Raw genomic sequence first — 16,796 nt, forward strand, 5'->3', positions numbered from 1 at the left:
GTTCACGGCGGCGACTCCGCCGTCATGCTTGAGCAGCGTGGAGAGGATTCTGACAACCGTTGTCTTGCCTGCGCCGTTGGAGCCGAGGAGGGCGAATATACTGCCTTTTTCCACCTCGAAATCTACGCCCTTCAGAACATCAAGCTGCTTGTAAGACTTTTTCAGACCTTTCACTTCGATTGCATGTCCCATCCCGGTATCCCCCCCCTTTTACTTTGTTTTATCCGTCACCTTTTTCACGGCCTTGTTCACTTCTCGGTTAACGGATTCTTGATAGATGTCCGCGTAAGTTTTCGAATCTTTGATGAGATCGTCGCAGAAAGCCGCGACGTTACTGCCCGTCACTTCGAGCACGCCTTTCCCCGAGGCCGCGCCTTCTTCGAAAAGATCGACAATCCCCGAGAGCAAACCCGTTCCTTCGGTCAGTTCGACAGGGCCGACCTTAAAGAGATATTTTTGAATCTCTCGATAAACGATCTGATAATCTTTCGGGAGCGCTTTGACGCGCGCCACGTGCGCACGCCACTCTTTTTTGCCTTTGAGGATATCTTGTATTTTCATCGTTTGGTCCTCCCCCTATTTGCCTAATTTTTTCGCGATATTATGGTTGAGTTGCTCGCGCCACTTGTCTCGGTAAGATTTTGCTCCTTCTTCGCCGGCCAACGCCGAACAGAAGCCTTTGATATCGTCGCCCAAAACCTCTCGGACACTCTGACCGTCCGCCGCCGTCTCTTCGAGCAGGCCAACCACGCCATCGAGGATCGGCATGAGGTTGCGACCGGTGAAATCCGCGTGCGGCCAAAGATTGGCCTGAATCTCTTCCCATGCCGCTTGATAATCAGCCGGCAGCTTTCGGACGCGCGATTCGAAATTTTTCAATTCCTTCGTCATGTCGCTGCCGGTGATTTTTTCCCAAAAATTCATTGTTTCTCCTCCTTTAACTCGTTCATTTTTGAAGATACGAACTCCCATTTTTCCCAGAACTTCCGCAGCTCTTCTCGTCCCGCGTCGTTGAGCGTGAAAAATTTTCGCGGCGGCCCCATGTCGGAGGGCTTCTTGGCGATCTCTACCAGCTTGTTTTTTTCAAGCCGGATCAGGATCGTGTACACCGTTCCTTCCACAACGTCCGTGAAGCCGAGGGCGTTCAGCCGCCGCGTGATTTCGTAGCCGTAAGTTTCGTCGCGGCTTATGATTTCAAGGACGCAGCCCTCAAGGACGCCTTTGAGCATTTCCGTCAGGTTCTCCAGTACGATCACCTCCTGCTATTCTGTATGACTGATATTAAGTATTACTAACTACCACTATATTGTAATACGCAGTAGTTGGTCTGTCAATCGCGTCCCTTAAATAACCGTGATTTTTTTAAATGTCGAATTTTCGATTTCCCGGGTAATGACAAGGCACGCCCATGCGATTTTTACGGGTCGGACGGCCGATGTGCGCGATTCCCCCATAAACTGTATCCGATTGCCCCCTGACGGTTTCACCCCCTCCTTCTATAATCGAGTTGAAGCTGTCGGGATCGGCTGCTTTGCTCCATTCGAAAGGGAACGTGCGGAACTTCCTGGACTGCCAGACGGAGGACGGCTACATCCCGATGATGGTGGCCACCTTGGACCGCAACTCCGATCTTCCCGAGCCTTATTTGATCCAGAAGTGCAAGGAAGGCTTCATCACCAACATGCGCAAGCCGTTCCTGTGCCAGCAAAGCGGGCAAACCGCCGATGTGCGCCTTTTGGCTGAAGTAAGTTCGGGTTCTCGCCGTATTTGGATTTCGGGGTGACGAAATGGGGACGGTTTATTGCTCGAACGCAATAAATCGTTCGGCGCCTGCCTCCCTGAGTCGAAGTTATTTGATTTGGGTAATAAAAAGCCGTTTTTAGACAGCCCGCTTGAAAATACGTAACCAAGGCGCGCGTCGGGGCCGCTGAAGGAGTAACCGGGACGAGCCCAAGGAAAACGTTGAATAACATACGCTGGTCCGGCCGATTCGAGTAATCCGGCAACTTTAACGGACACAGCGGCCGCTATTGGGCTCATTTCTCGGCCTGCCCGATTTTAACGGACACCGATGCTCTTATTTGGGGAAAAATACCTCGTGCAGCCGTGACTGGATACCGATAAGAGCTCCTCTGTCCGTTACATTTTGCGAATGTCCGATATATCGCAAATAACGGCCGAGATGTCCGTTAGAATCATCACCACCGGCCCTCGCAATCCCATCCCTGCGAAACAGGCCCCCAACACCTTGATCGTGGATTTTGGGGTCCTTTCGTGTAGGAACGCGGCCAACGGATCGAGCCTATGGTTCCTGAAGCCTTGTCGGGTGCCCGCAACGGAACGGCTTCCCGTCTCGCGCGAGCCCTGTTCGGACAGTCCGTCATTTGGAGATCTTCCGGATCCGGACGGCCTGATACACCTTGTCCGGCAGCTCCAGGAGGCTGAGGCCGGAAGCCCGGATAGCGTTCCGTCCACCTCGGTGATCGTCATGTCCCAAGTGTCGATGAACTCGGCTTTATACGGCGACGTCCCGGATATAGGCCTCCGCCGGCCCGGCTACGAGATAGACGTCACGGAAAATGCCGCTCATCCGCCGTTGTCTTGGCTTTCCAAATAGCTGCCGTCCGACCATTGTTAGACTTTAACGGCCAGCACGTTCTCGCCGGAACCCATAACCCGCCGATCCGGAACTCGCTCGAATAGCGGCTTCCTTGGGCGTCACCGGCCAGTTCGCCGTTCACCCAACACGGACAGCCGAGCCCATGCCGCCGAACAGCAGGCGGATATCCCGTCCAGCCCAGTCCTCCGGTACGGCGAACGTTGTCCGATTAGCAGCCGACCGGCGTGTCCGGCACGTGGGGCGGGTCGATGAGACACATAAAAAGGCAAGGAGGCCGGACTATCGAAAATTCCGACCTCCAATGGAGAAAATTCCGAGGTATGCAAAGAACGGTTCACGGAGAATCATGAAACATGCTGCCCCGCAGCTGGCAACAACAAGGAGATCGCGGTCCCTTGGCCTACGGCGCTCGTAACGGCAAGGCGGCCCTGATGGTCTTCGATGATTTTCCTGCTCACCATGAATCCGAGACCCGTGCCGTTTTCTTTCGTGGTATAAAACGGGGAGCCGAGCAGCTTCAGCTTATCCTCCGGGATTCCGACGCCGTCGTCCCGAATCTCGATTCGCAGACGGGTCCTTTCGTTCTCGGCGCGGATCCGGAGCGTTCCGCCGTCCGGCATCGCCTCGATCGCGTTTTTCACGAAATTGATGAACGCTTGCTTCAGTTTGTTCTCGTCGCAGAAGATCCGAAACGGGTCGGCGGCGTAATGCGTTTCGATCGCGATGTTCTCCAGGTTCGCCTGCGCTTCCATCAGGGAGACGACTTGCTTGAGCGCGAGAATGATGTCGGCGTCCCGGTACAGATTCCGATTCGGTTTGGAGAACAACAGAAGCTCGGTGACGATCTCCTCGATCCGATCCATTTCCGCGGAGACGATCCCGAAGTACTCCTCTTTGGGATTCGCCTGGATGAGTTTCAGGAATCCTTTCATCGTGGTCAACGGGTTCCGGATTTCGTGGGCGATTCCCGCGGCCAACTGCCCGGAGACGCTCAGTTTCTCCGCCTGGATCAGCAGATCCTGCTCTTTCTTCCGGTGGGTGATATCCCGGATGATGGTATGAATGGCGGTTTCTCCGCGGTATATCGTAGGAATGGACAACGTTTCCGCCAGAAAGGGCTCCCCGTTCGCTTTCAAGAGAACCTGCTCGGTCAATTCCGCCGTACGGCCCAGTTCCACCTGGTTCAACCGCCGATTGATCTGCTCGATATAATCCTCGTGGACGAACCGGTAAGACGGCGTGGACAGCAGCCGTTCCTTGTCGCTCCCGAACAGCTCGGCCAACGCGTTGTTGACGAACACCCATTGCCGGTCCTTCGAAATGGCGACGGCGTCCGGCGATTCCTCTACCAGCCTGCGGTACACCTCTTCTCGCAGAATCAATTCCCGGTTGGCCCGTTTTTTCTCCAGGCTGGCCACGATCAACCTCGCAATGACGATAAACGAGCAATCGACCGCGAGGATAAAACCGATGAATGCGCCAACGTTAAAGTGTAACGACCGATTGAAATGATGGATATAGACGTAATCGGACAGCGCGTAAAGCAGCAAGCCTGCGGCGAATCCCGCCGCCCGCCGCGAGAATGAGAGACGTCGGGTGGCAACGGAACAGGCGCACATGATCAATCCGAAAACGCAAATGATGCCCAAACCTTGCGGAAGCATGGAAACGACCGTCTTAAACGTCTGCAGCGTAACGTGGCCTTGGGAAAGTTTCCAGAGGGAGTATAGCATTCGGTAGAGGACAAATAGCAGCAGCACGAGAAGACCCATGCGCCAAGTGAGCACGAAAAACCCCATCGTTAAAGGCAAGATGCTGAGATTGAGGACCAGCCCCTCCGATAATCGGAAGTCGAACAGGGTACACAGAATGGAAGAAGCGAACAAAGTGGCAGCCAGCCAGACGTGATTCCAAGTCGTCTTCATCACCGGCTGCCCGCTCGAATTCCCCCAGATTTCGATTCCGAACAACGGAAAAAACACGCAAAGCAAATTAGCCAAAAGATAGCTTGCGTCCAACAAATTCCTTTCGCCCCTTGACTGGTTGATACCCTAAATTACACCGGTATTCGACAAGCGAAACGCTTATTCGACGCCCATGGGGTTTAGGTCTGCCTTCGCGGACTGCGAACGAATCCGCGGATTCGCGGGCGATCCGCCGACAAAACGGATTCCAAATTAGAGGAAAAAATGAATAAATGTCGAAAGAGGTAAAAACGGCTTCGTTATCATATGGAGCACAGAATCCGTCGTTGTCGACTGTTGCAGAGGAGGAACTTCGTCGTGGGCCAAAACGAAAAGCCCTTTATTCACGGCGCGATCGTCGTTCTTGCGTTGATGGTCTTTTTTCCCGTTGGGATCGTTCTGATCATTGCCCGGCTCATCAAGCATCGGAACGTGACGCATCTGAAAATTTTGGACAGGAAACTTTGCGCTCATCTCCTTTTGATCGTTTTTCTTATGATGAGCATCGTTTTCTTAAGCACGATGTCCTCCGACGATCAAGGCGGGACACTGCCCGCATTCTTCGTCTGTATCGTGATTTTCCTCTTGCCAAGCCTTTATCTCTACTTTAGGGCCTATCAGTTGAAACGGATGATGCACGCGCGCTTCGAGCGGTACCTTTCCATGATTTATACGGAAAGGCTGACTTCCATCGCGCAAATGGCCGCGAACGTGCAGTGCGATTTGGCTGTCGTCGTCCATGAATTGCAGCACATGGTCTTTTGGAACAAGCTTCCGGGCGTATTCGTCGATGCCGCCCTTGGTCAAGTCGTATCGCTGCAGAACGGCATGCAGAACGGCGTGCAAAACGTCATGCAAAACGTCATGCAGAACGTCATGCAGAACGGCATGCAAAACGGCATGCAGAACGTCATGCAGAACGTGCCAAACGTGCAAAGCGTGACCCAGTCCTTCGTCACGATTACGGAATACCTGGTCACCGATAAGGATAAGGAGAAGGACGAAGCCGCCGCCGCCGCGGAAAGCCCGCCGGTTCCGAAAACGGTCGAATGCACGAACTGCGGAGTCAAGATCCTGTTGCAGCCCGGGGAGAGCCGGGAATGCGAGTATTGCCATACGGCCGTCAGTTACGCTTAGAATTTCGGAATGATCGTTCCAGCGCATACGCCCGGAAGCAGAAAGGCGACCCCATCAGGGTCGCCTTTCTGCCTTTCATTCCGCCTTACAGCTTCGCCAGGTCCGCCAATACGGCGTCCATCGCGCCGGGGGGCACGCGGGCCATGCCGTTCTCGGCCACTTGCTTGAGGCTGGACGTGCTCATGAACTTCAGCATCGGGCCTTCGAACAGATGGGGCAGATGTTTCTTCAGCACCTCCGTCGCGGCCTCGTCGTTCAGCACGTCGCTGAGCACCGTGTCGTACGTGTACGCGGTGCGGAACAGGTCCGCGTTCTCATAGCGGAACGAATAGCTGCCGGAGCCGACCGTCAGCGTGACGCCGCCTTCATGCTGCGATACGGACAGGATGCCGTCCGCCGCGTCAAGCGGCTTGCCGCTCTCCGTCAGGCCGGCGGCGGAAGCGCCTCGCAAGACGACGATCGCCGTCGCGTTCGCGGGCACGGCCGCGTTCACTTCGATGCGGGCTCCGTCCGCTTTCCAGCCCGCCTCGATTTTCCCGTAAGGAGACAGATGCGATGCCTCGGCGTACGACAGCGACTTGCCGCCGAACAGCGGCTCGATCCGGATGCGCTTGAACGCGGGTACCGCCGGGTCCATATCGAGCCCCGCGATCTTGCGGTACATCCAGTCGCCGATCGCGCCGTACGCGTAGTGGTTGAACGAGTTCATGTCGTCGCTCCAGAACGAGCCGTCCGGCTTGATGCTGTCCCAATGCTCCCAGATCGTCGTGGCGCCCTTGGACACCGAGTACAGCCAGCCCGGATAGCTCTCCTGCAGCAGCAGCCGAACGGCGGTGCCGTGATAGCCGTGGTTCGACAGCGTGAAGCACAAATACGGCGTGCCGACGAAACCGGTCGTCAAATGATACCCGTTCTCCACGATCAGATCGTTCAGATCCTTGGCGACGCGGGCTCTTACGCGCTCTTCCGCCAAGTCGAACATGAGCGTCAGCACGTGCGCCGTCTGGGTCGGCGCCGCGACCCGCCCGGTCGCCGTCAGGAACTCTTCCCGGTACGCCTGGACCACGCGTTCGTACAGTTCCCCGTACTTCGCCTCGTCTTCCGCGTAACCGAGCGCCTTCGCCGCTTCGCGGACCAACCGGGTCGAATACGCATAATAGGCGGTCGCGATCAACTCCCGCGGCGTCGCGCCTACGTAGCTGTCTTCCTTGGCGTCGAGACCGAGCCAATCCCCGAAGTGGAAGCCCGTGTTCCACAAATATTCGTTGTCGCCCTGCGCCCGGATGTAAGCCACCCAAGCCTTCATGCTCTCGTATTGTTCGGCAAGCAGCCGCCGGTCCCCGTAGTACTGGTAAACGGTCCAGGGACAGATGACCGCGGCGTCGCCCCAAGCGGCCGAGCTGGCTCCGCCGGCCACGTCCGGGATGACGAACGGCACGCCGCCGTCCGGATGCTGCTCTGCTTTCAAGTCGCGTAGCCACTTCGTGAAAAAGGGCGCTCCTTGGAAATTGAACAAGGCGGTCGAGATGAACACCTGCGCGTCGCCCGTCCAGCCGAGCCGCTCGTCGCGCTGCGGGCAGTCGGTCGGCACGTCGAGGAAGTTGCCGCGCTGGCCCCAGCGGATGTTGCTCTGCAATCGGTTGACCCGGCTGTCCGAAGTCTCGAACGCCCCGGCCGGCTCCATGTCCGAATGCAGCACTTCGCCGACGAACGCATCCAGCGGAAGCGAATCGCCCGGATACCCTTCCACCTTCACGTATCGGAAACCCATAAACGTAAAATGGGGAGCGTAAGTTTCCGTTCCTTTCCCTCGCGCCGTGTACTCCACCGTCTGTTTCGCCGGGCGGAGGTTGCCGAAGTAGACGTTGCCGTCCTTGTCCAGCACCTCGGCGTGCCGCAGAGTGATCTTCGCGCCGGCAGGAGCTTGCACCGTCATCCGAACGCGTCCCACCATGTTCTGCCCCATGTCGAGCACGCGGTCGCCCGCCGGAGTCACGAAAGCGGACACCGGACGAACCGTCTCCGTCACGCGGGTCGGCCAATTCTCTTGGGGCACGAGCACGTCTATCGGCAAATCGAGCGCTTCGGCGGGCTTCCATTCCGCGTCCTCGAACCCGCCCTCGCTCCAGCCGTCCTGCTCCAGCCGGGCGTCGTACGTCTCGCCGTGATAGATCGTGGCGTACAGGACCGGGCTGAGGGCGCATTTCCAGGACGCGTCGGTGACGACGACCTCTTCCGTGCCGTCTTCATACCGCACGTGCAGTTGCAGCAGCGCCGCTTTCCGGTTGCCGTACCGGAAATTCCGGTTCTCGAACCCCATGCCGCCCCGGTACCAACCGTCTCCGAGATGGATGCCGATGGCGTTCCGCCCCGGCTTCAATAACTCCGTCACGTCATAAGTCTGAAACTGCAAGCGATGCTGATAGCTGGTCCAGCCGGGGGCCAGAACGTCGTCCGACGCCTTCTTGCCGTTGGCAAACAGCTCGTACACGCCCGCTGCCGTGGTATAGACGCGGGCCGATGCGATCCCGTTCTTCAGTTCGAATTCCTTGCGCAGCAGGAAACCGCCCTGCGAGTCGGGATCAATTCCCGAAGCGTGCGGCGCAATCCAATTCGCCCGCCACTCCGACCGGTCCAGCAGCGTCGTCTCGAACCAAGCCGCTTCGCTCCAATCCGATTCACGCCCCGCGATATCCCAGACTTTCACCCTGTAAACGTAACGAGTGCGGGGCTCCAGCGAAGGTCCGCCATACTCCACTTGAATGGAAGCGTCGCTGTCCGTATCCCCGGAATCCCAGATCGGCTCCTCGAAATTCCCGTCCGCCCCGGCGACGACGATCCGGTACCCCTTCTGCATCGTGCCGCGCGTATCCGAAACGAGCCGCCACCCGAAGCGCGGGACGCGCACCCCGATCCCCAGCGGATTCCGGCGGTATTCGCAGGTCAGATCCGCAACTTGCAAAACGCCCATCGAACATTCCCTCCATCCCATGCCCGCATTCGGCCTGCCGATTCAGCCTTTCACCGAACCGGTGGTCATGCCGGCCACGATTTTTTTATTGAAGAAGATAAACAGCAGCAGCGGCGGAATCGTGATCAGCAAAATGTCCGTGAACAGCAGATTCCACTGCGAGAGGAACTGGCTCGTGAAGTTGTACAACGTCAGCTGTACGGTCGCGTTCTTCGCGCCCGGAAAGAAATACAGCGGATTCGTGAAGTCGTTGAACACGAACACCGCCTGCGTCACGACGATCGTGGCGGTCACCGGCTGCAGCAGCGGGAAAATGATCGTGAAGAACAATCGGTACCCGCCGTATCCGTCCACGACCGCCGCCTCGTCGATTTCGCGCGGGATCGCGGCCATGAACCCCCGGTACAGCATCACGCAGAACGGAAAGCCGAGCGCGACCTCCACCAGGATCAGTCCGATCATCGTTTTGAACAGATGGATCTCGTTCAGCACCCAGATCGTCGGCACGATCGCCGGCGGAATGATCAAACCGGCCAGCACGAAGAAGCTGATCCAGGGCGTCGCCCGGTCGTTCCGGCGCTGGATGACGAAGGCCGCCATCGAGCAGACGACGACCATCGCCGCGAGGGACAGAACCGTAAGCACCGTGCTGTTCCAGAACGCGCGAAGCAGCATGTGGTCGCGGAACGCGACGACTTCCTTGACGTTCTGCCACAACTGGATTTTCGACGGCCACGCCAGGTTCATTTCCGATGCCTCCGGCGCGCTCTTCATCGCGGTCAGCAGCACGAAATACAAGGGAATCCAGAAAATGACGACGCTGGCGAGCACGGCGAACGTTTCGACGCCGATTCGGCGCAGGCTGCGGCTCACAGGTCCACCTCCTTGCGCGTCAGGTAGCGCGACAGCGGATAGACGATGGCCGTGACGAACAGGAACAGGATGACGTTGCCGGCCGTCGCCAAGCCGTAAAAGCCGCCTTGATATTGTTTATAGATAATCGAGGCGATCACGTCCGTCGCGAAGCCCGGTCCGCCTTTGGTCATGGCCCAAATCAGGTCGAACGACCGCAGGCCCCCGATGAAAGCGAGAATGATGACCGCGTTGGCGGCCGGACGGCTGAGCGGCACGGTGATGTTCCAGAACTTGTTCCAAGCGTTGCCGCCGTCGATCTGCAGCGCCTCGCTGTATTCTTCCGGAATGGCCAAAATGCCGGCGATGTAAATCACGGTGGCCAGTCCGACGCCTTTCCACACGTCGACCGCCGCGACCGACAGAAGCGCGATGCGCGTGTCCCCAAGCCAATCCGGTCCTTCGATGCCGAACAACGCCAGCGTCGTGTTGATCAGGCCCGTCGTCGGATGCATCATCATGCCGAACGCGATGCCGACGGCGATCGTGCTGACCAGCACGGGGAAGAAAACGACGGAGCGGAGATAGTCTTTCGTGCGGATTTTGCCGGTCAGGAACACGCCAAGCAGCAACCCGGCGACGACCTTGAGCCCGCAGGTGACCGCCGCGTAGATCAGCGTGTTTTTGAATCCGATGCTTAAGGACGGCTCCTGGAAGAACGTCTTGAAGTTTTCAAGCCCGATGAAATCCCATTTGAACAGCGTCCACCGGGTCAAGCTGAAGAAAAAGGACATGACGGTCGGAACGATGAAAATGACGGTGTAGACGATGGCCGCGGGCAGCAGAAAGTTGTAGGTATAGATCCTTTTGAATACCTTGGTCATCCCGATTCCTCCTCTTACGGCGAAACAGCCGGCCCCGCTATTGGCTGGCAGGGCCGACTTTCTTGTTTCCCGCTGGGCAGTTCAGCGATTACCAGCCCGCAAGACCCAACTGCTGCGCCTGCTTCTTGACGTCTTGGTCGTAGAGGGCGGCCGCGTCCGCCGCTTTCCGCTTGCCGGATCCGACTTCCACCGTGATCTGCTCGAGGCTCGGACCTTTGACCGGGGACAGGAATTCGAGCGCCGGAGCGGTCTGGTTATTGTCGAAATACGGAAGCATGTCTTTCACGACTTGCGGCGTGTCGTCCGGAAGCGCGGCGCCTTTGATCGCGTACGGGCCGGACGGCTTGGAGACCGTGCCCATGATGCTGACGCCTTCGGCGGAAGCGACGAACTCCACGAACTTCTTCGCTTCTTCGGGATGTTCGGTGTTCTTGTAAATATAAGCGCCTCCCGGCATCCAGACGGTCAGGCCGTTCTGATCCGCGCTGTCCCCCGGCTGGGCGAAAAATCCGATGTCGTCAATCTTGTCGGGATTGTTCTGCACGAGAGCCGGGACGGCGAAGGTCAACATCGGATAATGGGCGCCTTTGCCTTCCGCCAGCATCTTGAGGCCCGCGTCGTACGTCGTCGCCAGGAAGTCCTTGTTGTAATAGCCGACGGTTTCCTCCAGCTTCTGGAAGCCGCGGAGCGCGGCAGGCGTCGTCGCGTACTTCGCCTTGTTCCCCGTGTAATCCGCGGCGAAATTCGGCACCTGCGCTTGGACGTTGAAGTAATCCGCCAGCATGATCAGCTGGGACGTCCACGTGTCCTTGTAGGACCCGATCATCGCCGTAATGCCCGCTGCTTTGATTTTTTTGTTGTTCTCCATGAGTTCCGCCCACGTTTTCGGTACGGACAGGCCGAGCTGGGCGTAAATTTTCTTATTGTAGAACCAGCCGCCGCCCATCGTGGAGCCGACCGGGGCGCCGTAAATTTTGCCGTTGATCGAGACGGTCGGCTTAAACGAGTCGATGACGTTCGCTTGGAACGGCTCGTTCGTCAAATCGATCATGTTTTGCTCCGGGTTGAGCGCTTGCATGAGAGAACCGGAGTTGTAGAAGAAAACGTCGTTCATGTCGCCGGTGGCCAGTCTCGTCTTCACGAAGTTGTCGCCTTCGCTGCCGGTAGGGCGGGTTTCCGTTTCGATCGTGATGTTCGGGTATTTGGCCTGGAACGCGTCCACCAGCGCTTTCGTGTAGATGACGGTGTCCTGGTTGTTGTCCACCAGCAGCGTCAGCTTGACCTTCTCTTGCGATTCGCTCGGCGCGGGCGCGCTGGCGGAAACCGAAGCGCTGCCGGACGGCGAAGCGCCGGAGGCGGAAGGCGAGGATTCGTTTTCCTTGTCCGACGAACCGCCGCCGCATGCGGCGAGCAGGCCGGAGAGCATCAGAACGCTGGACAGCAAAGCGAAAAATTTCCTGGGTTTGCTCATTCGTTGGTCCCCCTGATCGTTCGAAGTGAGTTGCCGCGCAAGGGCCCGGGTACCCTCGATCCCAGTGTAAGACGAAAGCGCATTCGCCGGACAGTGCCGCCTTTTTTGGATTCCGGTTCCGATTTTTTTGGATCGGATGTTCACGATTCTTTGTACTGGCCGGGGGTGCAGCCCGCGTATTTCTTGAACACCTCCGTGAAATGGCGGTGCGTCAAGTAGCCGACTTTCTCGCTGACCTCGTTCACTTTATGCCCTTGGCGAAGCAGCGTCTTCGCCAGCTCCATGCGGTACCGGGTTAAATATTTAATGTACGTCTCCCCCATCACTTCTTTGAACAGCACGCTCAAATAAGTGGCATTCAGACCGACGTGCTCCGCCGCTTCCTGCAGGGAAACGTCGCGGGAGACGTTCTTCTCGATGTACAAGCGGGCCTTCTCCACGGCCGCGTGTTTGGTCAACTCGCGCGCCTTCATCCAGCTGTCCGCGATCGTCTCGATTTGACTCCGGAACCAGTCCGTCAGCTTCCCCCGCCTCGCCGCATCCCGGATCTCGACGTGCGGCATGTAAGAATCCCCGGACGAGGGGCCGAAGTCGGGCAACGCTCCGTGCTCCCGGGCGGTCTCCAGCGTCAAATAAATCAGCTTGAGCATTTCGCGTTCGGCTAAATCCGGGTCCACCCGCTCCGTCCGGATCCAATCGGCGAATCGATCCACCTGTTCCATCAGCAGCGCCTTGCTGCCCGCGCGCATGCTGAGGATGATCGCTTCCTCCCGCTCCGTCAACTCTCCCGGTGAAGCCGTCCGTTCGCCGAGTTCGCTGAACGGAAGAAATCCTTTGATGCCCAGAAACAAAGCGGATTTCAATGCCCGCAGCGCCTCATTGCAGCTGTCCGGCGCTTCTCCCGCTTCCGTCCGGGCCGAGCCCAGTCCTACGGCGATCTCCGCGTTTTCCAATTCTCCGGATATATCGTCCCAGTACGAATTCGATAATGGAACCAGGCAAAATACGACGGCCAAATAATTTTGCCCGCTGCGCAAATAGACGGTGCGGTACGCCGGATTTTCCGGCAGCGCGAACGGTTCCGCCGCAGCCAGCACCGTGAACTCGCATACGCTCGCGGCTTCCGGACCGAAGCTTTCCCTCCATTTGGCCTCCGCCGGCCGGCCGAACGCAATCAGGTCCCCTACCGCCTTCTCGAGCAGCTCCGGGCGGCTGGCCGCCCATTTGCGTTCGAGCGTCCGCACCTCTTCTTTCCGGTCGATCAGGCCCAAGGCTTTGCGCAGCGCCCGTTCGATGCTCTCTTCCGTGATCGGCTTCTCCACGTAATCCGTCACGCCGAGTCCGATCGCCCGTTTGACGTATTCGAACTCGTTAAAGCCGCTGAAGACGATGCAGCACGTCTCCGGAGCTTCGGCCAGAATCTCCTCGATGAGCTGGAGACCGTCCATGCCTGGCATGCGGATATCGGTCAGCACGATGTCCGGCCGCACGCTCCGGAACGTCCCGAGCGCCGAAACGCCGTCGCCCGCGGTGCCGGCCAGCTCGATCCCGAGCCCCTTCCAGTCGACCAGCGCGCTCAGCGCCTCCAGCACGATGTACTCGTCGTCGAAAAGCACCGCCTTAAGCATGCTCCCTTACCTCCTCGGCGAACGGTTTGATGCGGAGATCGATGCGGGTTCCCATTCCCGGCTTGCTCGTCACGCGGAACGAACTCGACGGACCGTAATACAGCGTCAGCCGTTCCCGTACGTTGCGGAGGCCATAACCCTGTTCGGTCTGCTGAACGTCTTCCATGCCGACGCCGTCGTCTTCGACGGTAAAACAGAGGAAATCGCCGTCCAAACGCCCTTCGATGCGGATGCTTCCCTCTCCCATTTTGGGCTCCAATCCGTGATAGATGGCGTTTTCGACCAGCGGCTGAAGGATCAGCTTGAGCATTTCGAATCCCATGATGGACGGATCCACGTCCGTCACATAGCGGAAACGGCCGTTATAGCGGATGTTCTGGATCGTCATGTAATGCTCGATGTGCTTCAGTTCCTTGTAGACGGGAATCGTCTCCCGGCCTTTGTTCAAGCTGAGTTTGAAGCTCTCCGACAAGGCGAGCGCCATCGCCGCGGCCTCCTCCGTTTTCTTCAGCCGGGCCATCCAATAGATCGAGTCCAGCGTATTGTACAGAAAATGCGGCTTGATCTGGGCTTGCAGCGCGCGCAGCTCCGCTTCCTTCTCCTTCAGCTCCGAATGGAAGAGCCGGGCGTCGAGCTCCTGGTTTTCGAGCGCCATCCGCTTGAACGTCTCGCCGATCGCGCCGACTTCGTCTTCCTCGAAGCTGCCTCCGAAGTCGCGCTTGCCTTTGTTCCAATCGACCATCATCTTTTTGAGCTGAAGAAGAGGACGGGTAATGCTTCCCGACACGATGAAGGAGATGACCAGGGCGACGAGCGCGATGCCGGAGGCGATCCAGGCGGTGGCCGTGCCGATCCGGTTCGACTGCTTGAGCAGCTGGCTTTTCCGGATGAGATGGACGAAGGTCCACTGGGTGGTCTGATTCCGGTATTCGCTGATCAGGTACCCTTGTTCATGCAACTGTCCCAGGATGTTCTGCAGGTTGCCCACGGCGACCGGAATCGCCGTCTCCGACGAGTCCGGGTACACGATCAGGGCCGGGTCCGCGGAGGAATCGATCGCCAGAAACTGCCCGTTATCCCGGCTCCCGTTAAACACGCTGCCGAACATCGTTTTCGATAGATTCATGACGAGAAGCCCGATCGGCTTCCCTTCCAGGCTGTCGGAATCCCGGAACAGCTTGACGGTGGAAAACGCGTTTTCCTTGTCTCCCAGCACGTTGTACCCGAAGAAGACGACGCGGCCTTGGGCTTCATAAGCTTCCCGGTACCATTCCGACGCTTCGATCCTTTGCTTTTTGTCCGGGGTTTCGTATTGTCCGGCGTCGTCCGACCGGCCGAGGCAGTACGTCTGGAAATGGAGATCGAAGATGCACATGGATTCCAAATAGCGGGTGTCGAAGGAGTTGCTGTTGATGATCCGCTGGAGCCGGCTGATCGTCAAGGTGTTCGCTTCGAGGAGCTCCAGGCTGTTCTTGATTTCGCTCTTCCGGAGATCGTTGCGGATCTCCTCGTCCAGCACGATGAACCGGTTCAGGTTCACGATGTTGCGGAAAAGCAAATCCGCCACTTCGCTCGAGGTCTGGAGATGGTTGTCGTTCGTTTTCGTGATGTTTTCCGTGAGGGTGCTCTTGGCGATGTTGAAGGAGACGTATCCGAGCAGGAAGAGAGGCGGCAACGAAAGCAAGATCATCGTGGCGAAAAACCGGCTGCGGACTTTCCGGAAACGGAAGCGGGACATCAGCTTGCGGATTCTGCCGGCCATGGCGTCTCCCCCTGGAAAAGACAAGCGGCCTTTGAGGAAGATCCGGCCGCTTGTTGGTTTATATTCCATCATTGTAAGGCATGATCGCGCGAATGTGGAAGCGCTGTTTTTTTGGCGGAGACGTCCGTTTTTTTTGGGTCCTTCAAAATCGGATATGAATCAAAAAATTCATTCCGAAATAAAGTTGCTTATTATAAGCGCAATAAAAAGAAATGATAAATCGATTTAGGCAAACTTTCTTCCATTTTGAAATTAAGTAGCCTACAATGAAAGAGAAGGGAGAGAGGGAGCGTTGAACGAAAAATGGAAGCGGCTGTCCGGCATATTCCTGACGTTTCTGAAAATGGGGCCTTTGACGTTCGGCGGGGGGTATGCGCTCATTCCGGCGATCGAAAAGGAAGTCGTGGACGGGAAACGGTGGCTTCGTTCCGAAGAGATCGCCGACGTTTTCGCGGTATCGGGGTCGGTACCCGGCGCGGTCGCGGTCAATTCGGCGACGTTCATCGGTTACAGGATCGCGGGCGTCCCCGGCGCGATCGCGGCGTTGCTGGGCATTGTTCTCCCTACCTTTTGCGTCATGGCGATATTGACGGTCTTCTACGTCCAGTTGAAAGACAATCCGAAAATCGAATCCGCCTTCACCGCGATCCGGGCCACCGTCGTCGCCCTGATCGCCTACTCTGCCATTAAAATCGGGCGAACGGCCATCGTGGACTTCGCCACCGGAGCGCTCGCCGTAATCGCGGCGCTTCTGCTGTTCTTCGGTCATCTCCACCCGCTGCTCGTCATCGTCATCGGAGCGGCGGCCGGCGTCGCCATCGTGAAAATCCGCGAATTCAGAGGACGGACTCCGACGGAGAAAACGCCAAAGCCCCAGGAGAATGAACCCGTTTACGATTACATGATATAATTCAGACGATTGGGGAAACTTCGATGCTGATCCAACTCTTCGTCACGTTCTTCCTCGTCGGGCTTGTCTCGTTCGGCGGCGGTTATGCCATGATCCCCCTCATCCAGGAGGAAGTATTGAACCGGCATCAATGGATGAGCGCAGACCAACTCTCCGATATCGTCGCCGTCGCGGGGATGGCCCCCGGACCGATCGCCACGAATATCGCGGTGGCCGTGGGACATCACCAAGCCGGCTGGCTCGGGGCGACAGTCGCGCCCATCGCCGTCGTTTTGCCGTCCTTGATCCTGATTCTCGCCGTCGGCAAAGTTTTTCAGCGCCTTCGGGATCACTCGCTCATGAAGTCGTCCTTCTACGGGCTCCGCCCGGTCGTGGCAGGCATGATCGCCTATGCGGCCGTCACGTTCGCGCAAAACGCGGGCATGTTCGGCCGATTGTCATGGTTTGCGTGGAGCCAGATCGGCATTTTCGCCGGTTCTTTAATCGCCTTGTTTTTCCTGCATAAACATCCCGTTTCGGTCATCGTGCTGTCCGGTTTGGTCGGCATCGCCCTATACAGCTGACCGTTTCACCCGACCGCAGTCGAACATGAGAGGA

15 protein-coding genes are annotated in these 16,796 nt (G+C 57.7%); 4 read left to right on the top strand and 11 right to left on the bottom strand.

What is annotated here, in order from left to right; genetic code table 11:
• The 4 genes from PTZ19_RS20115 to PTZ19_RS20130 all read right to left on the bottom strand — a co-directional run.
• Positions 1 to 192, bottom strand: a 192-nt coding sequence (locus PTZ19_RS20115; protein ID WP_276357057.1) for an ATP-binding cassette domain-containing protein, incomplete at its 3' end; no start/stop codon positions are given.
• Positions 193 to 210: 18 nt separating this feature from the next.
• Positions 211 to 561, bottom strand: a complete 351-nt coding sequence (locus PTZ19_RS20120; RefSeq protein WP_276357060.1) for a DUF1048 domain-containing protein — start codon at positions 559 to 561, stop codon at positions 211 to 213.
• 15 nt (positions 562 to 576) lie between these two features.
• The gene (locus tag PTZ19_RS20125; RefSeq protein ID WP_276357063.1) at positions 577 to 924 is read right to left on the bottom strand and encodes a DUF1048 domain-containing protein; all 348 of its coding nucleotides are present in this window, start codon (positions 922 to 924) and stop codon (positions 577 to 579) included.
• Entirely contained in the window at positions 921 to 1,229 is a 309-nt protein-coding gene (locus PTZ19_RS20130) for a PadR family transcriptional regulator (protein WP_276357312.1), read from the bottom strand. Before PTZ19_RS20130 ends, PTZ19_RS20125 begins: the two co-directional genes overlap by 4 nt.
• A 302-nt stretch (positions 1,230 to 1,531) precedes the next feature.
• On the opposite strand from PTZ19_RS20130, the gene PTZ19_RS20135 reads away from it, so the two are divergent.
• The gene (locus PTZ19_RS20135; RefSeq protein ID WP_276357066.1) at positions 1,532 to 1,783 is read left to right on the top strand and encodes a hypothetical protein; all 252 of its coding nucleotides are present in this window, start codon (positions 1,532 to 1,534) and stop codon (positions 1,781 to 1,783) included.
• 1,181 nt (positions 1,784 to 2,964) lie between these two features.
• Here the strand turns inward: PTZ19_RS20135 and PTZ19_RS20140 are convergent.
• Positions 2,965 to 4,638, bottom strand: a complete 1,674-nt coding sequence (locus tag PTZ19_RS20140) for an ATP-binding protein (RefSeq protein ID WP_276357067.1) — start codon at positions 4,636 to 4,638, stop codon at positions 2,965 to 2,967.
• A gap of 264 nt (positions 4,639 to 4,902) precedes the next feature.
• Here PTZ19_RS20140 and PTZ19_RS20145 point away from each other — a divergent pair, with 264 nt between their 5' ends.
• On the top strand, positions 4,903 to 5,721 hold the full coding sequence (locus PTZ19_RS20145; protein ID WP_276357068.1) for a hypothetical protein: 819 nt from the start codon (positions 4,903 to 4,905) through the stop codon (positions 5,719 to 5,721).
• Between the two features lie 85 nt (positions 5,722 to 5,806).
• On the opposite strand, the gene PTZ19_RS20150 is transcribed toward PTZ19_RS20145, so the two are convergent.
• The 6 genes from PTZ19_RS20150 to PTZ19_RS20175 all read right to left on the bottom strand — a co-directional run bounded on the left by PTZ19_RS20150 (position 5,807) and on the right by PTZ19_RS20175 (position 15,289).
• Positions 5,807 to 8,692 carry an alpha-L-rhamnosidase gene (locus PTZ19_RS20150; protein WP_276357069.1) on the bottom strand — a complete coding sequence of 962 codons (2,886 nt, stop codon included), beginning with the start codon at positions 8,690 to 8,692 and terminating at the stop codon, positions 5,807 to 5,809.
• Between the two features lie 42 nt (positions 8,693 to 8,734).
• On the bottom strand, positions 8,735 to 9,565 hold the full coding sequence (locus PTZ19_RS20155; protein ID WP_276357073.1) for a carbohydrate ABC transporter permease: 831 nt from the start codon (positions 9,563 to 9,565) through the stop codon (positions 8,735 to 8,737).
• A complete protein-coding gene (locus PTZ19_RS20160) occupies positions 9,562 to 10,428 on the bottom strand; it encodes a carbohydrate ABC transporter permease (RefSeq protein WP_276357077.1) in 867 nt (288 codons plus the stop codon). Before PTZ19_RS20160 ends, PTZ19_RS20155 begins: the two co-directional genes overlap by 4 nt.
• Before the next feature lie 88 nt (positions 10,429 to 10,516).
• Positions 10,517 to 11,899 (bottom strand): ABC transporter substrate-binding protein, encoded by a 1,383-nt coding sequence (locus PTZ19_RS20165; protein ID WP_276357080.1) that lies wholly within the window; start codon positions 11,897 to 11,899, stop codon positions 10,517 to 10,519.
• 140 nt (positions 11,900 to 12,039) lie between these two features.
• Positions 12,040 to 13,527: a response regulator transcription factor gene (locus PTZ19_RS20170; RefSeq protein WP_276357083.1), complete on the bottom strand. Its 1,488-nt coding sequence runs from the start codon at positions 13,525 to 13,527 to the stop codon at positions 12,040 to 12,042.
• Complete coding sequence (locus PTZ19_RS20175) at positions 13,520 to 15,289, bottom strand: cache domain-containing sensor histidine kinase (RefSeq protein WP_276357085.1); 1,770 nt, start codon at positions 15,287 to 15,289, stop codon at positions 13,520 to 13,522. The genes PTZ19_RS20170 and PTZ19_RS20175 overlap by 8 nt, the downstream gene beginning before the upstream one ends.
• Positions 15,290 to 15,581: 292 nt before the next feature.
• On the opposite strand from PTZ19_RS20175, the gene PTZ19_RS20180 reads away from it, so the two are divergent.
• The gene (locus tag PTZ19_RS20180) at positions 15,582 to 16,199 is read left to right on the top strand and encodes a chromate transporter (RefSeq protein WP_276357088.1); all 618 of its coding nucleotides are present in this window, start codon (positions 15,582 to 15,584) and stop codon (positions 16,197 to 16,199) included.
• A 23-nt stretch (positions 16,200 to 16,222) separates the two neighbouring features.
• Positions 16,223 to 16,762 (top strand): chromate transporter, encoded by a 540-nt coding sequence (locus PTZ19_RS20185; RefSeq protein ID WP_276357091.1) that lies wholly within the window; start codon positions 16,223 to 16,225, stop codon positions 16,760 to 16,762.
• Positions 16,763 to 16,796: the final 34 nt, after the last annotated feature.

It is taken from the genome of Cohnella caldifontis, assembly GCF_029360585.1.
Taxonomy (GTDB): Bacteria; Bacillota; Bacilli; order Paenibacillales; family Paenibacillaceae; genus Cohnella; species Cohnella caldifontis.

What these genes read in the sequence shown, in the direction of transcription:
- PTZ19_RS20120 (WP_276357060.1), bottom strand. Translation starts at nt 561, where the DNA reads ATGAAAATACAAGATATCCTCAAAGGCAAAAAAGAGTGGCGTGCGCAC.
- PTZ19_RS20125 (WP_276357063.1), bottom strand. Translation starts at nt 924, where the DNA reads ATGAATTTTTGGGAAAAAATCACCGGCAGCGACATGACGAAGGAATTG.
- PTZ19_RS20130 (WP_276357312.1), bottom strand. Translation starts at nt 1,229, where the DNA reads ATGCTCAAAGGCGTCCTTGAGGGCTGCGTCCTTGAAATCATAAGCCGC.
- PTZ19_RS20150 (WP_276357069.1), bottom strand. Translation starts at nt 8,692, where the DNA reads ATGGGCGTTTTGCAAGTTGCGGATCTGACCTGCGAATACCGCCGGAAT.
- PTZ19_RS20160 (WP_276357077.1), bottom strand. Translation starts at nt 10,428, where the DNA reads ATGACCAAGGTATTCAAAAGGATCTATACCTACAACTTTCTGCTGCCC.
- PTZ19_RS20165 (WP_276357080.1), bottom strand. Translation starts at nt 11,899, where the DNA reads ATGAGCAAACCCAGGAAATTTTTCGCTTTGCTGTCCAGCGTTCTGATG.
- PTZ19_RS20170 (WP_276357083.1), bottom strand. Translation starts at nt 13,527, where the DNA reads ATGCTTAAGGCGGTGCTTTTCGACGACGAGTACATCGTGCTGGAGGCG.
- PTZ19_RS20175 (WP_276357085.1), bottom strand. Translation starts at nt 15,289, where the DNA reads ATGGCCGGCAGAATCCGCAAGCTGATGTCCCGCTTCCGTTTCCGGAAA.
- PTZ19_RS20185 (WP_276357091.1), top strand. Translation starts at nt 16,223, where the DNA reads ATGCTGATCCAACTCTTCGTCACGTTCTTCCTCGTCGGGCTTGTCTCG.